The sequence below is a fragment of the Haemophilus sp. THUN1692 genome, assembly GCF_059704395.1.
Genome location: NZ_AP046579.1, coordinates 740,548 through 757,827, shown reverse-complemented (window position 1 = coordinate 757,827; position 17,280 = coordinate 740,548). Strand labels below are relative to the sequence as shown.

The window sequence follows — 17,280 nt, the reverse complement described above, 5'->3', positions numbered from 1 at the left end:
AAAATGAAAAAATTATCTCTTGCATTAACGGTTTTAGCGGCTGTAGGTTTAAGCGCTTGTTCTTCTTTCCAAAAAGATGAAAATGCTTATAAAGGCCAAATCATTTTTAGCCAAATGGAAGGTGAAAATCTTAAATTAACCATCCGTAAAAATGATTGTTCAGGTCGTCAACAGGATGGAGAGCAAGTTGAGCTTACTCACAAGTATGATTCAACTTTAGTTGTTGGTGCTTGTGTTTTAGTATCTGACAATGGTAATACTAAAAACATTTCAACTTTTTCTCCAAGAAACCCACTTTAATTCCTTTCTAATATAGAGAATATTATATGAAAAAAACAAATATGGCATTAGCACTGTTAGTTGCTTTTAGTGTAACTGGTTGTGCAAATACTGATATTTTCAGTGGTGATGTTTATAGCGCATCTCAAGCTAAAGAAGCTCGTTCAATTACTTATGGTACGATTGTTTCTGTGCGTCCTGTTAAAATCCAAGCTGATAATCAAGGTGTAGTTGGTACGCTTGGTGGTGGTGCTTTAGGTGGTATCGCAGGTAGTGCAATTGGCGGTGGTCGTGGTCAAGCTATTGCAGCAGTAGTTGGTGCGATTGGCGGTGCAGTAGCTGGAAGCAAAATCGAAGAAAAAATGAGTCAAGTAAACGGTGCTGAACTTGTAATTAAGAAAGATGATGGTCAAGAGATCGTTGTCGTTCAAAAGGCTGCCAGCAGTTTTGTAGCTGGTCGCCGAGTTCGTATTGTTGGTGGTGGTTCAAACTTAAATGTTTCTGTGCTATAACTAATAGCGTTAACGCCTAATATATTATTAATCAGCGTCTTAATCAGTTAAGGCGCTGATTTTTTTATTATTAAAAATACAAAAAACAATTAATTAAAAATTTTACGTATATTCATAACATCTTAAAGATAAATTTAAAGGACTAAATCCTATAATAAATATGGAATTTAGTCCTCGATATAAAATTATAATTGTTTAAATCTTTTATATTAAATAAACAATTAACGCCATGCTTTAAATTGATTAATTAACCCATTAGTTGAACTGTCATGACTTGCAATTTTTTCAGAGTCTGTTAATTCAAGAAGAATTCTGTTTGCAAGTTGTTTGCCTAGTTCTACACCCCATTGATCGAAGCTAAAGATATTAAAAATTACACCTTGTACGAAGATTTTATGTTCATACATAGCAATTAATGCCCCCAAGGTAAATGGCGTGATTTTTTGAACGAGAATCGAATTAGTTGGTTTATTACCCGTAAATACTTTAAATGGAACAATATTTTTTACATCATCTAAAGATTTCCCCGCTTTTACAAATTCAGCCTCGACTTCCTTTTTTGTTTTTCCGAATGCCAATGCTTCTGTTTGTGCAAAAAAGTTAGAAAGTAATTTATTGTGATGATCTGCCAATGGGTTGTGGCTTTGGGCTGGCGCGATAAAATCACAAGGAATTAAAGTGGTGCCTTGGTGAATTAATTGATAGAACGCATGTTGTCCATTTGTACCTGGTTCTCCCCAAATGATAGGGCCCGTTTGGTAATTGTTAATGACATTTCCATCACGATCCACATATTTACCATTTGATTCCATATTGCCTTGTTGGAAATAAGCCGCAAAGCGATGTAAATATTGATCATAAGGTAAGATCGCTTCTGTTTGTGCACCAAGGAAATTGGTATTCCATAAACCAACTAATGCTAAAGTAGTTGGAATATTTTTTTCAATTGGAGTAGAGCGGAAATGTTTATCCATTTCATACGCGCCATTCAATAACTCTTCAAAGTTTTCAAAGCCAATTGATAGTGCAATTGAAAGACCAATAGCTGACCACAAAGAGTAACGACCGCCAACCCAATCCCAAAATTCAAACATGTTATTGGTATCAATACCAAATTTTTCTACATCTTTGGCATTGGTTGATAGAGCTGCAAAATGTTTTGCAACCGCACTTTCATCTTTCGCGGCTTTTAGTAACCAATCACGTGCACTTTGCGCATTTGTCATAGTTTCTTGAGTGGTAAACGTTTTAGATGCTACTAAGAAAAGAGTGGTTTCTGGATTGATTTTTTTTAAGGTCTCCGCAATATGTGTACTATCGACATTTGAAACAAAGTGCATATTTAAGTGATTTTTATATGGGCGAAGCGCTTCAGTTACCATATAAGGGCCTAAATCAGAGCCACCAATACCAATATTCACAACATCCGTAATCGCTTTGCCTGTATAGCCTTTCCATTCACCAGAAATAATACGCTGACAGAAATCTTTCATTTTAGTTAGCACAGCATTCACTTCAGGCATGACATCTTTACCATCTACAAGCACCGGGGTATTAGAGCGATTGCGTAGTGCGGTATGTAGTACAGCCCGATTTTCAGTACGATTGATTTTTTCACCGGTAAACATAGCTTCTTTTGCGCTATCAAGAGAGCATTCTTGAGCAAGTTGGCGAAGATGTGAAAGGGTTGTTTGATTGATGTTGTTTTTGGAAAAATCTACAAGAATTTGGTTATTGAATGTTAAAGAATAATCGTCAAAACGATTTTTTTCTTGTTTAAATAAATCTTGGATGGTGGTATTTGACAATTCAGCTTTATGTGCTTCGAGAGATTTCCACGCATGGGTGTGAGTCGGGTTAATGTTTTTCATGGTATTTCCTTTCATTAAAAATAATCAAAATTTTAACCGCACTTTCTAGGGTTTCTATCAGAGAGGGAGTGAATCCCTCTTTTCAGAAAATGCAGCGATTAACAGATTAATCAACATATTCAGTTATAACACGCGGTGTTAATTTTGTAATTAGCTCATAGCTTAAAATTCCTGTGAATTTAGCTACGGTTTCAATAGGTAATTCCTTACCCCATAGAATTACTTCATCACCGACTTGATCTTGGCTATCAGGTCCTAAATCAACGGTTAACATATCCATTGAAACCCTTCCAACGATTGGTACGATACGACCATTCAAATAAACAGGCGTGCCTTCAGGCACATCTCGAGGATATCCATCGCCATAGCCAATAGCCACAACACCGATTTTTGTATCATGCGAACTTGTCCAAATGCCACCGTACCCAACAGGTTCACCTTGTTTATGGTTGCGAACAGCAATTAATGATGAAGTTAAATTCATCACTGGCGTTAAACCAAATTCAGCACCGACGGTATCGGTTGGTGAAATCCCATACATAATAATACCAGGGCGGATACATTCCAGATGAGATTCAGGCCAGAAAAGAATGCCGCCTGATGCCGCAATAGTACGTTCACCTTGTTTATCTTTTGTGGCGGATAAAAAACGGTTGATTTGAAGTTGGGTATAATTGGATTCTAATTCATCAGCGCGGCTAAAATGGCTGACAAAGCCTAAGTGCGGTTGAATATATGGAAGTTTTTTAAGTTCATTATAGAAAAAATCGACTTCATCTAATGCAACACCTAAACGATGCATGCCTGTGTCTATTTTTAACCAAACTTTAATTGGGCTTGGTAAATTCGCACGTTTTAATGCTTCCAATTGTTCACGATTATGTACGATAGTTTCGATATTATTGACCGCTAAGACGGGCAAATCTTGTTCATTAAAAAAGCCTTCAAGTAATAAAATCGGTTTAGTAATACCATTGGAACGTAATGCCAAAGCCTCTTCTAAACGAGCCACGCCAAAGCAATCAACATTTTGTTCTAAAGTTGATGCGACAAACACAACGCCGTGACCATAGGCGTTTGCTTTAACCACAGCGATGATTTTACTATTTGGTGCTTTTTGTCTAATTATTTCTAAATTTTGTTTTAAGGCGTGCGAGCTAATTTTCGCTGTCGCCGGTTTTACATTCATTGTTATTCCTTAATAATCATCATGATATTCACGTTGTTCGGCGAGATTGTCGAAGCGTGATAATTGTCCATTAAATTTTAACCGCACTCGACCAATCGGGCCGTTGCGCTGTTTACCGATAATAATTTCTGCAACACCTTTATCTTCTGAGTTATCGTTATAGACTTCATCTCGATAAATAAACATAATCAAGTCTGCATCTTGTTCAATGGAGCCCGATTCACGTAAATCTGAGTTTACAGGGCGTTTGTCTGCACGTTGTTCTAAAGTACGATTTAACTGAGAAAGGGCGATGACTGGCACTTGTAATTCTTTGGCTAGCGCCTTGAGGGAGCGAGAAATTTCTGCGATTTCTAGTGTTCGATTATCTGAAAATGCCGGTGCGCGCATTAATTGCAAATAATCCACCATAATCATACTTAATCCACCATTTTCACGATAAACTCGGCGTGCGCGCGAACGAACATCAGTAGGCGTTAGGCCTGAAGAGTCATCGATATAAAGATTATTTTTTTGCTTGAACATTCCAACTACGCTGGCAATTTTGTTCCACTCGATCTCATCTAAATTTTGACCTGTTCGAATTTTAGTTTGATCAACGCGAGCAAGCGATGCGATCATACGCATCATAATTTGTTCTGCGGGCATTTCTAAACTAAATACTAAAACAGGTTTTTCACTTGCCATTGCGGCATTTTCGCAAAGGTTCATGGCGAAAGTGGTTTTACCCATTGACGGACGTGCTGCAACGATAATTAAGTCAGAAGGTTGTAAACCTGCCGTTTTTTTATCAAGATCAGTGAAACCAGTCGTAATGCCCGTTACGCCTGAATGATTTTCAAGTTTGCTTAAAATATCGATTTTTTCAATAGTACTTTCCAGCACATTGATCACATTCTGTGGACCTTCGCTAGAAGTTGTCCGTTTTTCTGCAATCGCAAATACTTCACGCTCAGCCTCATCAAGAATTAACTTAATGTCTTGCCCTTTGGGAGAATAGCTATTTTCAGCAATGCGATTTCCTACCGAAATAAGTTCTCGTAATATGGCTTTCTCGCGCACAATATCTGCATAAGCCAAAATATTAATCGCATTCGGCGTATTATTGGAAAGCTCTGCTAGATAGGCAAATCCACCCACTTCATCGCTTACACCACGGCTTCTTAAGGCTTGATCTAGCGTAATTAAATCAATAGGCGATTGATTACGCATTAGATGTTCCATTTCTGTAAAAATCAGACGGTGTTGAAAAGTATAAAAATCGTCAGCAATCACACGTTCAGCAATGCCATCCCAATGTTGATTGCTCAGCATGATTCCACCCAACACGGCTTGTTCAGCCTCAAGTGAGTGCGGTGGAATACTTATTTGTGCCGTTTTTTTGTCAGAAGATTTGATTTGAGGTTGTGATGCCATAGGACTTATTTCGATACTAGAATATCATCTATGATACCGCAAATATCTATTAGGTTTAAGTGAAAAGTGCGGTGGAAAAAGGAAATAAAAAACGGTGGAAAAATCCACCGCTCTTTCATTTTAACGTATTTAGATTGTTGATTATTCAACAATTAATGTACGACATACGTTGGTTTGTGTCGCACCTTGACCACCGTGAGTAACAAGCACTAAATCACCAGTAGATAAGTAACCTTTTTCTTTTAATGATTGAAGTGCTGCTTTTGCACTGGTTTCTGTGCGGCTATCTTCACCATGATAAACTGGGGTTACGCCACGGTATAGTGCACAAAGGTTTAAGGTTTCTTGATTACGAGATAAAGCAAAGATTGGTAAACCTGAGCTGATACGTGACATCAATAATGGAGTACGGCCTGTGCTAGTTAAAGTGACAATTGCTGCAACACCTTTCATGTGGTTTGCTGCATACATTGCAGACATAGCAACAGATTCTTCAATGGTTTCAAATTCTTTATCCATACGGTGACGAGAAACGTTAATGCTTGGCATTTTTTCTGCACCTAAACATACGCCAGCCATTGCTGCTACTGTTTCAGAAGGATATTGACCAGCAGCAGTTTCTGCAGAAAGCATAACTGCATCAGTACCATCTAATACTGCGTTTGCAACGTCCATCACTTCGGCACGAGTTGGCATTGGATTGCTAATCATTGATTCCATCATTTGAGTCGCTGTAATTACCGCACGGTTTAATTGACGTGAACGACGGATTAATTTTTTCTGTACGCCGACTAATTCAGGATCGCCGATTTCTACACCTAAGTCACCACGAGCAACCATGATAACATCAGATGCTAAAATGATATCGTCCATCGCTTCATCAGTAGCTACTGTTTCTGCACGTTCAACTTTAGCAACGATTTTTGCATTTAAACCAGCTTGTTGTGCAAGTTCACGTGCATAATTTAGGTCAGCACTTGAACGAGGGAAAGAAACGGCTAAGAAATCAACGCCAATACGTGCAGCTGTAATAATGTCGGCTTTATCTTTTTCTGTTAATGCTTCTGCAGATAAACCGCCGCCTAGTTTGTTGATACCTTTATTATTTGATAATGGACCACCAACAGTAACTTCAGTGAAAACTTTTGCACCATCAGTTGATAATACTTTTAATTGAACACGGCCATCATCTAATAAAAGAATGTCGCCAGGAACAACATCTTGTGGAAGCGTTTTATAGTCTAAACCAACAGATTCTTGGGTGCCTTCGCCTTTTGGTAATTCCGCATCAAGAATGAATTTATCACCAACGCTTAAGAAAATTTTACCGTCTTTAAAAGTAGAAACACGAATTTTAGGACCTTGTAAATCACCTAAGATTGCCACGGTTTTACCTAATTTTTTCGCGATAGAACGTACACGTTCAGCACGTCCAATATGGTCATCAGGTGTACCGTGAGAGAAGTTCATACGAACTACGTTAGCACCCGCTGCGATAATTTTTTCAAGATTGTTATCTCGGTCAGTTGATGGGCCCATAGTACATACAATCTTCGTTCTTCTTAGTCTTCTAGACATTATTTACTCCGTCAATTATTACAAAATTTTAAAGATACTATTTTTACTTGGCTATATATTAGCCAGATGAAAAATCGGTGCGTATTATACGCTTAAAAATTGGGGAAATCAAAAACAGCCCTGTTATTTAAGACAATACTGTTTACTTTTTTGCCAGTTATATCGGGTTTTAAGAAAAATACTTGTTTTCAGATTAAAAATATCTATAATGCCAAGCACTTTATACAGTGCGACTATAGCTCAGTTGGTTAGAGTACCACCTTGACATGGTGGGGGTCACTGGTTCGAGTCCAGCTAGTCGCACCATCTAACCCTTTCATAACCCCGCAAAACTAATCGCGGAGTTTTGTTTTATCTAGGTTTTATGAGTGATATAAGAGAACAATAAATTGTTACTATATCAAAACGGCTAAAAACATTTCTATTTTTAGCCGCACTTTTTAATTTTCTTCTTTATTTTCTTTAAATAAGCCTGATGCGCCCTCAGAATAATCTCTTGGCTGTTCATTTTGAGATTTATCTGTTGCAGTAATTAGCTGTTGGGTGAATAAACCTTTGTGATCTTTTTCGCCAAGTAAATTATTGGAGGAGGTTGCGTAGTGGCGATAAAGTTTTTGATAATCGTTAATTAAGGTTTTGAATAATTCAGCACTTTCTGCAAAATGTTTTTCGATTTGCGCTTTTTGTGTATCAAGTTGGGTTTTAACTGTTTTTAATTCAGCCTCTGTTTTAGCTTGATGTTTTACAGAGCCTTTGGTTAAACGCACAATAATGTAACCAATAAATAATCCAACAATAAAAGCGATACCAATCGCTACCCAAATTTCATTTGTCCAATTTTCCATAATATTCTCCTGTTTATTCGGCTTAAAAACTAACACGTTGCAATAATAACAATTTCAACTTTCCAACGAGGATCCGCTAATTTAGCTTCGACTGTGGCTCGACTTGGTGGGCTAACATGATCGACCCATTCATCCCAAGCTTGATTTAATTGTGCATAATCTTGCATGTCAGCCAAGAAAACTTGCGCGGTTAAAATGTTGCTTTTATTGGAGCCAATTTCTGCTAACAATTTATCAATTAAACCTAATACTTCTTTGGTTTGTTCGTAGGCATTTTGCTCGATGGTTAGCTCTGGAACTTGCCCTGCAAAATAGGCGAGGTTGTTATGAATTGAAACTTCCACTTAAACGTGAGCTGGGTAAAATGCGTTGAATTGTCATAGGATTCTCCTTTGGGGTGTTTTCTTCTATTCTAAATAGCGTTTACTACTTTGTAAAATCCTCTTTACTAGGCTAGAATATCCGATAATTATTCTCAATTATTTAGTCATTATGAAACTGCTTATCTCTAATCAGCATGGCGCTATTGTTATGGCATTGGTGCCTTTTATTTACGGCATGTTACTTGCTAATCCTGTATGGGCGCACTTATTCTTATTATTAGGATGGTTTTCGCTTTATTTGATGACTTATCCTTTTTTGAATTTGTTTAAAGGTAAAAATCTTGAGTTATACAAAAAATGGTCTGTGATTTATTTTGCTGCCGCTGTTATTTTTGCGATTCCCGCGTTAATTTATAATTGGCAAGTGCTGTATTTTATGTTTGTTATGCTGCCGTTTGTTGCGGTAAACATTTATTTCACTAAGAAAAAAGATGAGCGTAACTTATGGAATGACTTGGCGGGGATCTTAATTTTTGCTCTAGCTGGAATGGGATCGTATTATTTTTCTGACCGTACTTTTGATGAAAAAATACTTTGGGTGGCGATTTATCCAACATTATTTTTTATTGGAACAACGCTTTATGTGAAATCAATGATGCGTGAGCGAAAAAATCCACGTTATTTTGGGGCGTCAGTGATTTTTCACTTATTATGTGTGCTGATTTTTGTGGTTTCGCAACAATTTATTTTAGCATTAGCTTTTGTCCCTGGATTAGTGCGAGCGGTTTATCTGCCCACTAAAAAGCTCTCTGTTATGCAAGTTGGACTAACCGAATTTGCCATTACTGCTGTGTTTTTTATTTTACTTTTAATAGCAACTTTATAAATGAAACTGAAGTTATTTTTTCATACAGTATTACTTTCTTGTAGCTTGCCTATTTGGGCGATGAAAACCGTTGATATTACAGCGAGTTCGAAAATGGATGATCAAGCAAGAATGAATTTGGCACAAGACTTTGCCAATAAACAACAATGGATCTCTGTTTTCGATATCATGTATCCGATGGCGTTAGAAGGAAATATAACGGCTCAAAGCAATCTAGGAATGTTATATAATCTTGGGCGTGGCACGGTGAGAGACTACGAAAAGGCTTATTGGTGGTTTAGCGAAGCAGCAGAGAAGGGCAGTGTGAAAGGGCTAAATAACCTTGGCGTTATGTATCTACGTGGCGATTACGTCAAACAAAATACAGAGCAAGCCATTAAGCTTTTTGAACGTACAGCTCGGGCTAAGGATACGGATGGAATGATGATGCTAAGTAATATTTATCGCTCGCAAAACCAACCTGAAAAATCATTGGAATGGTTGAAGAAAGCCGCTGAATTAGGCAATAAGGAAGCAAAACAGCGTTTATCTAGTCAGCCATAATCTAAAAGTGCGGTTATTTTAATCGCACAAATTTCACGCCACTATGTTGCAATAGCAATTTCATTGGATCTTCATCATTTGAGACTGTTTTTTCACGTAATTCAATTAATTTCATCCGCAAATGGGCGAGTTCGTGAATCCTTGTTGCCACCTCTTTAATATGTTTGTCTAACACACGATTTATTTCTTCGGCTTGTTGTTTTGAGGCATTTTCTAAATTCAGTAGGCTTTTTATTTCACTTAATGAAATATCTAAATTTCGGCAGTTACAAATAAATGATAAACGTTGCAAATGTTCTCCATTATATTGCCGAAAATTGCCTGAAGTGCGTTTTGGGGGCGGGATTAAACCTTGTTGTTCATAATAACGAATGGTTTCTACGGTACAGCCTAAGGCTTTAGCAAGTGCTCCAATTTTCATCAATTTCCTTAAAAATGACTTGACTCTAAAGTTACTTCATATTTTATCATGCGTTCAGATTTTCTTAAACAAAAACAAACAAGGAGCATCCAAAATGGAATTAAAAAAAATCGCAGTGGGATTAACCGCACTTTTAGGTATGTCTGTTGCTAACGCTCACAATGTTTGGCTTGAACCTGCTTCAGCCCAAGGTGAATACGTGGTGAAATTTGGACATGAACAAACTGAAACCTATCCAGAATCTAAACTTAAATCTATCCAAGCCTTAAATGCGCAAGGAAAATTAACTGCAATTGACTATCAATTCAGAAATGGCGAAGCCTATCTTATGCCTAAATCAGATTTAGTATTCGTTCATTTCGATAATGGTGTATGGTCAAAATTACCAAGCGGTAAATACGTTGAAAAAACAAAACGTGAAGAACCAACAGCAGAGTTTAGTACCAATCCTGTTAAATTTGGTAAAGCGATTTTGAAATGGGATGCTGAATCTTTCAAATCTCATCAACAAGCTTACGAATTGATTCCTCAAGAAAAAGCACAAGCGAACAAACCACTTTCTATCCTTGTGTTACACAACGGTAAACCCGTTCAAGGCATTAAAGTGGGTGTAAGTGAAGATGCACCGTTCAATTTAACCAATGAAAAAGGTATCGCTCAATTTACGCCAGCTAAAGGCTTCAATAAAGTATGGGCGGAGTTTGAGGAAAATGTAACAAATAATGCGGATTACGATCGTCGCTCTGTAGAATATATGTTAACTTTTGATGCGCAATAATATGGATTTGGGATGAAGAAAATTGTTTTTTTAACCGCACTTTTTGCGGCTTGCTATCTCCCGAATGCTTATGCCCACGCGCTTTACGTGTTTGCCCAATATGATGGGCAAACACTCTCTGGCAAATCTTATTATTCTGATATGACCCCAGCGGCTGAAACTTATTTAGAAGTTTTCCGCTCTGGTGTTGCTGATCCCGTTTTAACTGGAAAAACAGACCGCCAAGGCGCATTTAAGCTTTCGATTGCTGATGTGCCGCATACAACCTTAAAAGTTGTAGTGGAAGGCGATGAAGGACACCGTGCGTCAGTAGTTGCTGCTCATACATCTGCCGAAAATCAAAGCGGTGCAGATTTAATGCTTCTTCGTGAAGATATTGCGCATTTAAAAGATAAAATTTATTTGCATGATATTTTAGGCGGAATCGGTTATATCGTTGGTATTGCTGGACTTATTGCTTTACGTAATGCGCGTAAAATTAAACAAGGACGTATTTAATGCATTTATCTGAAGGCGTGTTACATACGCCTATTTTATTAGCTGGCGCAGTGCTTGCTGTTGCGGGCATTGCTGTGGGGTTACGTCGTTTAGAATCGGAACCTTTACCGCTCACCGCACTTTTTGCTGCTGCATTTTTTGTGGCTGGAACCATTCATGTGCCCGTAGGAATTGGTAGTGTGCATTTAATTTTAAATGGAATGGCTGGTTTATTCCTAGGGTGGGCAGTTTTTCCTGCATTCCTCATCGCACTTTTATTGCAAGTCATTTTCTTTTCTTTTGGCGGATTTGCAGTGTTAGGCGTCAACCTCTGCGTGATGGCAACGCCAGCGGTGATCGCTCATTATCTTTTCCGTTCTCGTTTACAGCCACAAATGGCATTAAAAGATCGCTTATTAGTCGGTATTGGATCTGGCGTAATTGGCGTTGGCGGGGCAGGCGCGCTTGCTTCTTTTGTGCTGATGTTAGATGGTGGAAAAAGTTATCTGAATCTTGTTTGGCTCTTGCTAGTCTCTCATATTCCGGTATTTATTTTGGATAGTATTATCAGCGTAGGGGTGATTACCTTGCTTGGTAAAATGTATCCTGAAGTCATGAATCGTACCGAGAATGTTTCTTAATGAAAATTCACCGTTTATTTCAACCGCACTTTAGGTTGATTTATCTGTTTATCTGGGGGCTAATCATTAGTGGATTGAGTGATCTCACTTGGCTTATCCCCCTTAATTTGCTTGCAGTTTCTCTCTTTTTTATTTCACTGCAGTTCAGTCAAAAATCTTTTTTGCCTTACCTTAAACGTTGGTTTGCGTTAGTCATTTTTATTGCTTTAATGTGGGCGACATTAAGCTGGAAAATTGGCGGAAATGGCATTGAACTCAATTTCCAAGGGATAGAATTAGCAGAAAAATTGAGTTTAAGGACTCATTTATTGTTGATTTCTCTTTGGCTTTTTTTGTGGAATATTAATGATGCGGTGCTTGTTCAAGCCATGGGTAAATTGCCTTTTCCAGAAAAATTAATTCAACTTTTTGTGCTGACCGTACGTTACATTGCACTGCTTGGCGAATTGCGTCAAAAAATGGATATTGCTATGCGCGCTCGTGGATTTCGTCCTGGGCTTAATCGTAGAACCCTTTATGTGACTGCTCAAAGTGTCGCTTTATTATTGATTCATGCCCTGCTAAAAGCTGAAACGGCGCAAATGGCTTTAAAATGTCGTGGTTTTCAGTTCGGCAAAAAGAGAGAAAAATAATATGTTAGCTGTAAATAATCTTTATATAGAACGTAATGGTAGAGCGATTATTCAAGATTTGAGTTTTACCTTGGAAGGTCAAAAACGCCTTTTTATACAAGGGGAAATTGGTTCAGGAAAAACCACTTTACTGCTTGCTTTGTTGGGATTTGTTCCTGTAACCCAAGGGGAAATTAAACTATTTGGCCAAGTTTGTCGTGAAGAAAAAGATTTTGCTCCCTTTCGCGGCAAGATTGGTATTTGTTTTCAAAATGCCGATGATCAACTTTTTGGCCCAACAGTATTGGATGATATTGCCTTTGGACCATTAAACCAAAATGTGTCCAGAGAGCAGGCGTATCATATAGCAGAGCAGCAATTAGAACGTCTTGGTATCACACGTTTAAAAGATCGTATGGTGCATACCTTATCTGGTGGTGAGAAAAATTTCACCGCACTTGCAGGTGTTTTAGCGATGCAGCCAAAAATTTTATTATTAGATGAACCCACCAATGGATTAGATCGAAAAAATACTGAAAAATTGACCGTACTTTTGCGTGAACTTTCCTTACCCATTTTGATTTCATCCCATCATCATGGATTTATTAACGAATTAGCCACAGAAATTATCAGTTTATGATCTTCATCAAAAAGCCGAATTTTGATTGTGCTATGCTTGTTGCAAATTTGTTGACAAAGCTAAGGGGTTTGAGGGTTTTAAACATCATTTCTGTTGAAAGTCAGTTTGAAAACTCAGCCCAAATAAGCACATTAAAACGGAGGATTTATGTGTACAACCTGTGGCTGCGGACATCCAGAGCAAGTCCGCATTGGCGAATTGCCTCATACTCATGATGATCAAGGAAGTCATCAATCAGGTACGCCAAACTTTTCACATTCAACATTTCATTTCAATAAACCAGTCGATGCAGACGATACTCAAAAACGTTTGTTAAAAATTGAGCAAGATGTTCTCGGAAAAAATAATCAACTAGCGGATCACAACCGAGCATTCTTTGCTAAACAACATATTTTAGCTTTAAATCTTGTATCGAGTCCGGGTTCAGGCAAAACCACCCTTTTAACGACGACGCTAAATGCCCTCAAGAATGACTGCACTTGTTATGTCATTGAAGGTGATCAACAAACTGAAAATGATGCAGATCGTATTCGCGCTACTGGCGTGCCGGCTATTCAAGTAAATACAGGCAAAGGCTGCCACTTAGATGCACAAATGATTAGCGAAGCAATGGTGAAATTAAGACCACAAGCTGACAGTATTATGTTTATCGAAAATGTAGGAAATCTCGTTTGTCCATCTGAATTTGATCTTGGCGAAAAAGCGAAAGTAGTAATTTTATCGGTGACTGAAGGCGAAGATAAACCGATTAAATACCCACATATGTTTGCCGCATCAAGTTTGATGATTTTAAATAAAGTGGATTTATTACCTTATTTGAAATTTGATGTAGAACAATGCATTGCCAATGCAAAACGTGTGAATCCGAATATTGAAGTGATTCAACTTTCTGCTATCACTGAACAAGGTCTCAGTGAGTGGTTAAATTGGCTAGAACAACAACGTAAACAAGGATAATCGATGAAATTTGTTGATGAATTTCGCGATCCTGAACTTGCCCGTAGTTTAGTGGCGCAACTTGAAAAATTGATGGAAAAAATGCCGCACTTTACGGCGCAGAATCCATTGTATTTAATGGAAGTGTGTGGCGGGCATACCCATACGATTTTTAAATTTGGATTGGATCGGCTATTGCCAAAAAGTATCGAATTTATTCATGGCCCAGGTTGCCCTGTTTGTGTGCTTCCGATGGGACGTATTGATGTTTGTATTGAAATTGCACTAAAACCAGATGTTATTTTCTGTACCTTTGGGGATGCAATGCGAGTGAAAGGTCGCAAAGGTTCGCTGTTAGAAGCAAAAGCGAAAGGCGCAGATGTTCGCATTGTGTATTCACCTTTGGATGCATTGAATATTGCACAAAATAATCCGAATAAAAAAGTCGTCTTTTTTTCCTTAGGATTTGAAACGACGATGCCGAGCACGGCAGTGACGCTTCAGCAAGCCAAAAAACTAGGAACAAAAAATTTCTGGATTGTTTGCCAAAACATCACCATTATTCCAACGTTACATAGCTTGCTGGCACAAGATCAAGTCAAAATTGATGGTTTTCTTGCGCCAGGGCATGTGAGTATGGTGATTGGTTCATCGCCTTATCAAGGGATTGTCGATAAATATCACAAACCTTTCGTGATTACCGGTTTTGAACCTTTAGATATTTTGCAGGCGATTGTGATGTTAGTGCAGCAATTTGCTGATGGCCGTTGTGAAATCGAAAATCAATATAAACGCATTGTGGACGATCACGGAAATGCTTTAGCCCAACGTTCAATGCAAGAAGTATTCCAGCTTAAAGCAAGCAGTGAATGGCGTGGCTTGGGGGAAATTGAACAATCTGGCGTGGAATTGACGGATGCTTATCGTGAATTTGATGCCGAAATTTATTTCCAAAGCCAAGCACAACAGGTGGCAGATGATCCTAATTCTCGTTGTGGTGATGTCTTGACTGGGCGTTGTAAACCATCTGATTGCCCATTATTTGGCACAGATTGTAATCCTAATAATGCTTATGGTGCGTTGATGGTTTCTTCCGAAGGCGCATGTGCAGCCTATTATCAATATCGGAGAGAATAAAATGAGCGAATTTATTACTATGGCGCACGGCAATGGCGGTGCTGCCATGCAGAAATTGATCCAAGATTATTTTGTTGAAGCCTTTGCGAATCCTATTTTGGCGCAAGGGGAAGATCAGGCAAGAATTCCATTAACCGAATTAGCAAAGCAAGGCGAAACATTGTCATTTAGTACGGATAGTTTTGTAATTGATCCCATTTTTTTCTCTGGTGGTAACATCGGGAAATTAGCGGTGTGCGGCACGGCAAATGATGTAGCGGTGTGCGGTGCGATACCAAAATATTTATCCTGTGGCTTTATTTTAGAAGAAGGATTGCCACTTGCGGATCTTAAAGCAGTTATTCAATCAATGGCAGAAACCGCAAAAGCAGCGGGCATTCAGGTTGTTACTGGTGATACAAAAGTGGTACAAAAAGGCGCAGTGGATAAGATTTTTATCAATACCAGTGGAATTGGTGTTATTCCTCAAAATTTGGATTGGGGCGTTCATAAAATTCAAACAGGCGATAAAATCATTGTTAGCGGCACCATTGGGGATCATGGCGCAACAATCTTAAATTTACGTGAAAAACTGGGTATCCAAACGGATCTTCACAGTGATTGTGCGGTGCTTTATCCACTAATTGAAAATTTACGTGAAGTAGATGGCGTAAAAGCGGTTCGAGATGCGACCCGTGGGGGGGTCAATGCTGTTTTGCATGAATTTGCACAAGCGCAACAGCTAGGTATTAATATTGATGAACAAGCCTTACCAATTCGCCAAGAAGTGCGTGGAATTTGTGAATTACTTGGTCTTGAAGCATTAAACTTCGCTAATGAAGGAAAGCTTGTTATTGTTGCCTCAGCCGAAAAAACACCAGAAATTTTGACTGCACTTCGTCGTCATCCATTAGGTGAAAATGCTGCTATAATTGGTGAAGTAACAACCGATAAAAAAGTGCGTTTAGTGGGCATTTTTGGACAAAGTCGATTGTTAGATTTACCAACAAATGAACCGCTGCCGAGAATTTGTTAATGATTAGATAAAATTAAAGCCTTGATAATCAAGGCTTTAGTTTTTATTAGGGGAGTGTATTCTATTGAATTATGCAGTCTCCATTGATATATGCTAATCGTTTTTATTTTCATAATTTAGAAAAGATAGTAATGATCTTTTCTAAATTTATAAACCTTACAGTATAAGAAAAAGTGAGTTGACAGAGGTACGAGATGGGTATACTATACCTACATATTTTAAATCTCACTTATTTATCTACTGCACATTGTAATAATTAATCAGGTTTAATCCACAAGAAATTTTTAATTTAAGTTAGAGAGGTAGTTATGATTAAAGTACAAACCCTATCCCACAGAAATATTCAATCTAAGTTAGAACGTTTAAAAGTTGGCGACGAGATTATTTTAGAGCTAGTTTTTGATGAAAACCAATTTTCTATGCATTCAGAATTAACAGTTATAGGTTTGGATAAGGGTAACCAAACAGGTAAAGCCAGATTTAATCAGGTAAGAGAAGGATCAAAAATTAAAACTTTTAATGATTACAGCCGTTACGCAGGAAGTATTATTTCCTTTAATTATAATGATATTTGCGATGTGGATAACTAAACGATGAAAACCATTTTACTTAAACATCTCGCCCAGCTTAACTCTGGTTTTACCATTAGAGAATCAATTGATTATCTGGAATATGGTGAAGTGAAAGCTGTGCAGATAAAAGATTTATCAAAGCAAAACCACCAAATCGATATTGATCTTTTGACTGGTATTGAATGGCGATACGATTCAAAACCACAATATTTATCGCATAATGCTATTTTATTAACATCACGAGGCGAGCTAGCAGCATACCTGTTTAAAGGCGATATTGAAGATAAAGTCGTAGCGAGTAATTCTTTTATTATCATCAATATAATAGAAGGGACAGTTTTACCGGAATTTATGGTTTGGTATCTAAATAATGCAATGGCTGCTAAAAATTATTTTTCTTCGGCATCAAGAGGCAGTTCACTACCAATTACTACGGTAGGAGTAGTGAAAGAATTGCCTGTTGCTGTCCCCACTCTAGCGCAACAAAAAGAGATCATTGAACGCCACTTACACGCACAGAGAGAAAAACAATACTTAGAGCAATTGATTCAACTTCGTCATGAATACAACAATGCTTTAGCCGAACAACTTTTAATGAAAAACTAAGGAA

At 37.9% G+C, this 17,280-nt stretch carries 20 protein-coding genes, 1 tRNA gene and 1 pseudogene; 15 read left to right on the top strand and 7 right to left on the bottom strand.

Annotated features, from left to right (window positions below; translation table 11 throughout):
- Positions 1–3 precede the first annotated feature (3 nt).
- Positions 4–300: a hypothetical protein gene (locus AC6H0A_RS03625; RefSeq protein WP_005641761.1), complete on the top strand. Its 297-nt coding sequence runs from the start codon at positions 4–6 to the stop codon at positions 298–300.
- A 26-nt stretch (positions 301–326) separates the two neighbouring features.
- Positions 327–791, top strand: coding sequence for an outer membrane lipoprotein (locus AC6H0A_RS03620; RefSeq protein WP_179231018.1), 465 nt, complete (start codon positions 327–329; stop codon positions 789–791).
- 221 nt (positions 792–1,012) lie between these two features.
- Here the strand turns inward: AC6H0A_RS03620 and pgi are convergent, their stop codons facing one another.
- The 4 genes from pgi to pyk all read right to left on the bottom strand — a co-directional run bounded on the left by pgi (position 1,013) and on the right by pyk (position 6,845).
- Positions 1,013–2,662 carry a glucose-6-phosphate isomerase gene (gene pgi, locus AC6H0A_RS03615; RefSeq protein WP_005641756.1) on the bottom strand — a complete coding sequence of 550 codons (1,650 nt, stop codon included), beginning with the start codon at positions 2,660–2,662 and terminating at the stop codon, positions 1,013–1,015.
- Positions 2,663–2,768: 106 nt separating this feature from the next.
- Complete coding sequence (gene alr / locus AC6H0A_RS03610; protein WP_005641751.1) at positions 2,769–3,851, bottom strand: alanine racemase; 1,083 nt, start codon at positions 3,849–3,851, stop codon at positions 2,769–2,771.
- Between the two features lie 9 nt (positions 3,852–3,860).
- Entirely contained in the window at positions 3,861–5,276 is a 1,416-nt protein-coding gene (locus AC6H0A_RS03605) for a replicative DNA helicase (RefSeq protein WP_256867586.1), read from the bottom strand.
- A 132-nt stretch (positions 5,277–5,408) separates the two neighbouring features.
- Complete coding sequence (gene pyk / locus AC6H0A_RS03600) at positions 5,409–6,845, bottom strand: pyruvate kinase (RefSeq protein WP_179231017.1); 1,437 nt, start codon at positions 6,843–6,845, stop codon at positions 5,409–5,411.
- Positions 6,846–7,074: 229 nt separating this feature from the next.
- Here pyk and AC6H0A_RS03595 point away from each other — a divergent pair.
- Positions 7,075–7,151 (top strand) — tRNA-Val (locus AC6H0A_RS03595).
- 134 nt (positions 7,152–7,285) lie between these two features.
- Here the strand turns inward: AC6H0A_RS03595 and AC6H0A_RS03590 are convergent.
- Both AC6H0A_RS03590 and AC6H0A_RS03585 read right to left on the bottom strand, forming a co-directional pair.
- Complete coding sequence (locus AC6H0A_RS03590; RefSeq protein WP_044233218.1) at positions 7,286–7,690, bottom strand: Z-ring associated ZapG family protein; 405 nt, start codon at positions 7,688–7,690, stop codon at positions 7,286–7,288.
- A 29-nt stretch (positions 7,691–7,719) separates the two neighbouring features.
- Positions 7,720–8,071: pseudogene (locus AC6H0A_RS03585) on the bottom strand (RidA family protein).
- Positions 8,072–8,182: 111 nt separating this feature from the next.
- Between AC6H0A_RS03585 and AC6H0A_RS03580 the strand changes: the two are divergent.
- A complete protein-coding gene (locus tag AC6H0A_RS03580; protein WP_005642917.1) occupies positions 8,183–8,899 on the top strand; it encodes a YwiC-like family protein in 717 nt (238 codons plus the stop codon).
- The gene (locus AC6H0A_RS03575; RefSeq protein ID WP_005642915.1) at positions 8,900–9,442 is read left to right on the top strand and encodes a tetratricopeptide repeat protein; all 543 of its coding nucleotides are present in this window, start codon (positions 8,900–8,902) and stop codon (positions 9,440–9,442) included. It begins immediately after the preceding gene.
- A gap of 13 nt (positions 9,443–9,455) precedes the next feature.
- Here the strand turns inward: AC6H0A_RS03575 and AC6H0A_RS03570 are convergent, their stop codons facing one another.
- Positions 9,456–9,863 carry a Cd(II)/Pb(II)-responsive transcriptional regulator gene (locus AC6H0A_RS03570; protein ID WP_005642913.1) on the bottom strand — a complete coding sequence of 136 codons (408 nt, stop codon included), beginning with the start codon at positions 9,861–9,863 and terminating at the stop codon, positions 9,456–9,458.
- A 94-nt stretch (positions 9,864–9,957) separates the two neighbouring features.
- Between AC6H0A_RS03570 and AC6H0A_RS03565 the strand changes: the two genes are divergently transcribed.
- The 10 genes from AC6H0A_RS03565 to AC6H0A_RS03520 all read left to right on the top strand — a co-directional run bounded on the left by AC6H0A_RS03565 (position 9,958) and on the right by AC6H0A_RS03520 (position 17,276).
- Positions 9,958–10,641, top strand: a complete 684-nt coding sequence (locus AC6H0A_RS03565) for a DUF4198 domain-containing protein (RefSeq protein WP_070047002.1) — start codon at positions 9,958–9,960, stop codon at positions 10,639–10,641.
- A gap of 12 nt (positions 10,642–10,653) precedes the next feature.
- A complete protein-coding gene (locus tag AC6H0A_RS03560; protein ID WP_005642909.1) occupies positions 10,654–11,139 on the top strand; it encodes an HI_1622 family ECF transport-associated protein in 486 nt (161 codons plus the stop codon).
- Positions 11,139–11,759 carry a cobalt transporter CbiM gene (cbiM, locus tag AC6H0A_RS03555; RefSeq protein WP_005642907.1) on the top strand — a complete coding sequence of 207 codons (621 nt, stop codon included), beginning with the start codon at positions 11,139–11,141 and terminating at the stop codon, positions 11,757–11,759. Before AC6H0A_RS03560 ends, cbiM begins: the two co-directional genes overlap by 1 nt.
- On the top strand, positions 11,759–12,391 hold the full coding sequence (locus AC6H0A_RS03550; RefSeq protein ID WP_005642905.1) for an energy-coupling factor transporter transmembrane component T family protein: 633 nt from the start codon (positions 11,759–11,761) through the stop codon (positions 12,389–12,391). Before cbiM ends, AC6H0A_RS03550 begins: the two co-directional genes overlap by 1 nt.
- A gap of 1 nt (position 12,392) precedes the next feature.
- The gene (locus tag AC6H0A_RS03545) at positions 12,393–13,010 is read left to right on the top strand and encodes an energy-coupling factor ABC transporter ATP-binding protein (protein ID WP_005642902.1); all 618 of its coding nucleotides are present in this window, start codon (positions 12,393–12,395) and stop codon (positions 13,008–13,010) included.
- Positions 13,011–13,157: 147 nt separating this feature from the next.
- Positions 13,158–13,967: a hydrogenase nickel incorporation protein HypB gene (gene hypB / locus AC6H0A_RS03540; RefSeq protein ID WP_005642901.1), complete on the top strand. Its 810-nt coding sequence runs from the start codon at positions 13,158–13,160 to the stop codon at positions 13,965–13,967.
- Between the two features lie 3 nt (positions 13,968–13,970).
- Positions 13,971–15,083 carry a hydrogenase formation protein HypD gene (gene hypD / locus AC6H0A_RS03535; protein WP_005642899.1) on the top strand — a complete coding sequence of 371 codons (1,113 nt, stop codon included), beginning with the start codon at positions 13,971–13,973 and terminating at the stop codon, positions 15,081–15,083.
- A gap of 1 nt (position 15,084) precedes the next feature.
- Entirely contained in the window at positions 15,085–16,098 is a 1,014-nt protein-coding gene (gene hypE / locus AC6H0A_RS03530) for a hydrogenase expression/formation protein HypE (protein ID WP_005642896.1), read from the top strand.
- A 308-nt stretch (positions 16,099–16,406) separates the two neighbouring features.
- Positions 16,407–16,688, top strand: coding sequence for a hypothetical protein (locus tag AC6H0A_RS03525; protein ID WP_044233217.1), 282 nt, complete (start codon positions 16,407–16,409; stop codon positions 16,686–16,688).
- Between the two features lie 3 nt (positions 16,689–16,691).
- Positions 16,692–17,276 carry a restriction endonuclease subunit S gene (locus AC6H0A_RS03520; protein WP_005642894.1) on the top strand — a complete coding sequence of 195 codons (585 nt, stop codon included), beginning with the start codon at positions 16,692–16,694 and terminating at the stop codon, positions 17,274–17,276.
- Positions 17,277–17,280: the final 4 nt, after the last annotated feature.

What these genes read in the sequence shown, in the direction of transcription:
- AC6H0A_RS03625 (WP_005641761.1), top strand. Translation starts at nt 4, where the DNA reads ATGAAAAAATTATCTCTTGCATTAACGGTTTTAGCGGCTGTAGGTTTA.
- AC6H0A_RS03620 (WP_179231018.1), top strand. Translation starts at nt 327, where the DNA reads ATGAAAAAAACAAATATGGCATTAGCACTGTTAGTTGCTTTTAGTGTA.
- pgi (WP_005641756.1), bottom strand. Translation starts at nt 2,662, where the DNA reads ATGAAAAACATTAACCCGACTCACACCCATGCGTGGAAATCTCTCGAA.
- alr (WP_005641751.1), bottom strand. Translation starts at nt 3,851, where the DNA reads ATGAATGTAAAACCGGCGACAGCGAAAATTAGCTCGCACGCCTTAAAA.
- pyk (WP_179231017.1), bottom strand. Translation starts at nt 6,845, where the DNA reads ATGTCTAGAAGACTAAGAAGAACGAAGATTGTATGTACTATGGGCCCA.
- AC6H0A_RS03590 (WP_044233218.1), bottom strand. Translation starts at nt 7,690, where the DNA reads ATGGAAAATTGGACAAATGAAATTTGGGTAGCGATTGGTATCGCTTTT.
- AC6H0A_RS03580 (WP_005642917.1), top strand. Translation starts at nt 8,183, where the DNA reads ATGAAACTGCTTATCTCTAATCAGCATGGCGCTATTGTTATGGCATTG.
- AC6H0A_RS03575 (WP_005642915.1), top strand. Translation starts at nt 8,900, where the DNA reads ATGAAACTGAAGTTATTTTTTCATACAGTATTACTTTCTTGTAGCTTG.
- AC6H0A_RS03570 (WP_005642913.1), bottom strand. Translation starts at nt 9,863, where the DNA reads ATGAAAATTGGAGCACTTGCTAAAGCCTTAGGCTGTACCGTAGAAACC.
- AC6H0A_RS03565 (WP_070047002.1), top strand. Translation starts at nt 9,958, where the DNA reads ATGGAATTAAAAAAAATCGCAGTGGGATTAACCGCACTTTTAGGTATG.
- AC6H0A_RS03560 (WP_005642909.1), top strand. Translation starts at nt 10,654, where the DNA reads ATGAAGAAAATTGTTTTTTTAACCGCACTTTTTGCGGCTTGCTATCTC.
- cbiM (WP_005642907.1), top strand. Translation starts at nt 11,139, where the DNA reads ATGCATTTATCTGAAGGCGTGTTACATACGCCTATTTTATTAGCTGGC.
- AC6H0A_RS03550 (WP_005642905.1), top strand. Translation starts at nt 11,759, where the DNA reads ATGAAAATTCACCGTTTATTTCAACCGCACTTTAGGTTGATTTATCTG.
- AC6H0A_RS03545 (WP_005642902.1), top strand. Translation starts at nt 12,393, where the DNA reads ATGTTAGCTGTAAATAATCTTTATATAGAACGTAATGGTAGAGCGATT.
- hypB (WP_005642901.1), top strand. Translation starts at nt 13,158, where the DNA reads ATGTGTACAACCTGTGGCTGCGGACATCCAGAGCAAGTCCGCATTGGC.
- hypD (WP_005642899.1), top strand. Translation starts at nt 13,971, where the DNA reads ATGAAATTTGTTGATGAATTTCGCGATCCTGAACTTGCCCGTAGTTTA.
- hypE (WP_005642896.1), top strand. Translation starts at nt 15,085, where the DNA reads ATGAGCGAATTTATTACTATGGCGCACGGCAATGGCGGTGCTGCCATG.
- AC6H0A_RS03525 (WP_044233217.1), top strand. Translation starts at nt 16,407, where the DNA reads ATGATTAAAGTACAAACCCTATCCCACAGAAATATTCAATCTAAGTTA.
- AC6H0A_RS03520 (WP_005642894.1), top strand. Translation starts at nt 16,692, where the DNA reads ATGAAAACCATTTTACTTAAACATCTCGCCCAGCTTAACTCTGGTTTT.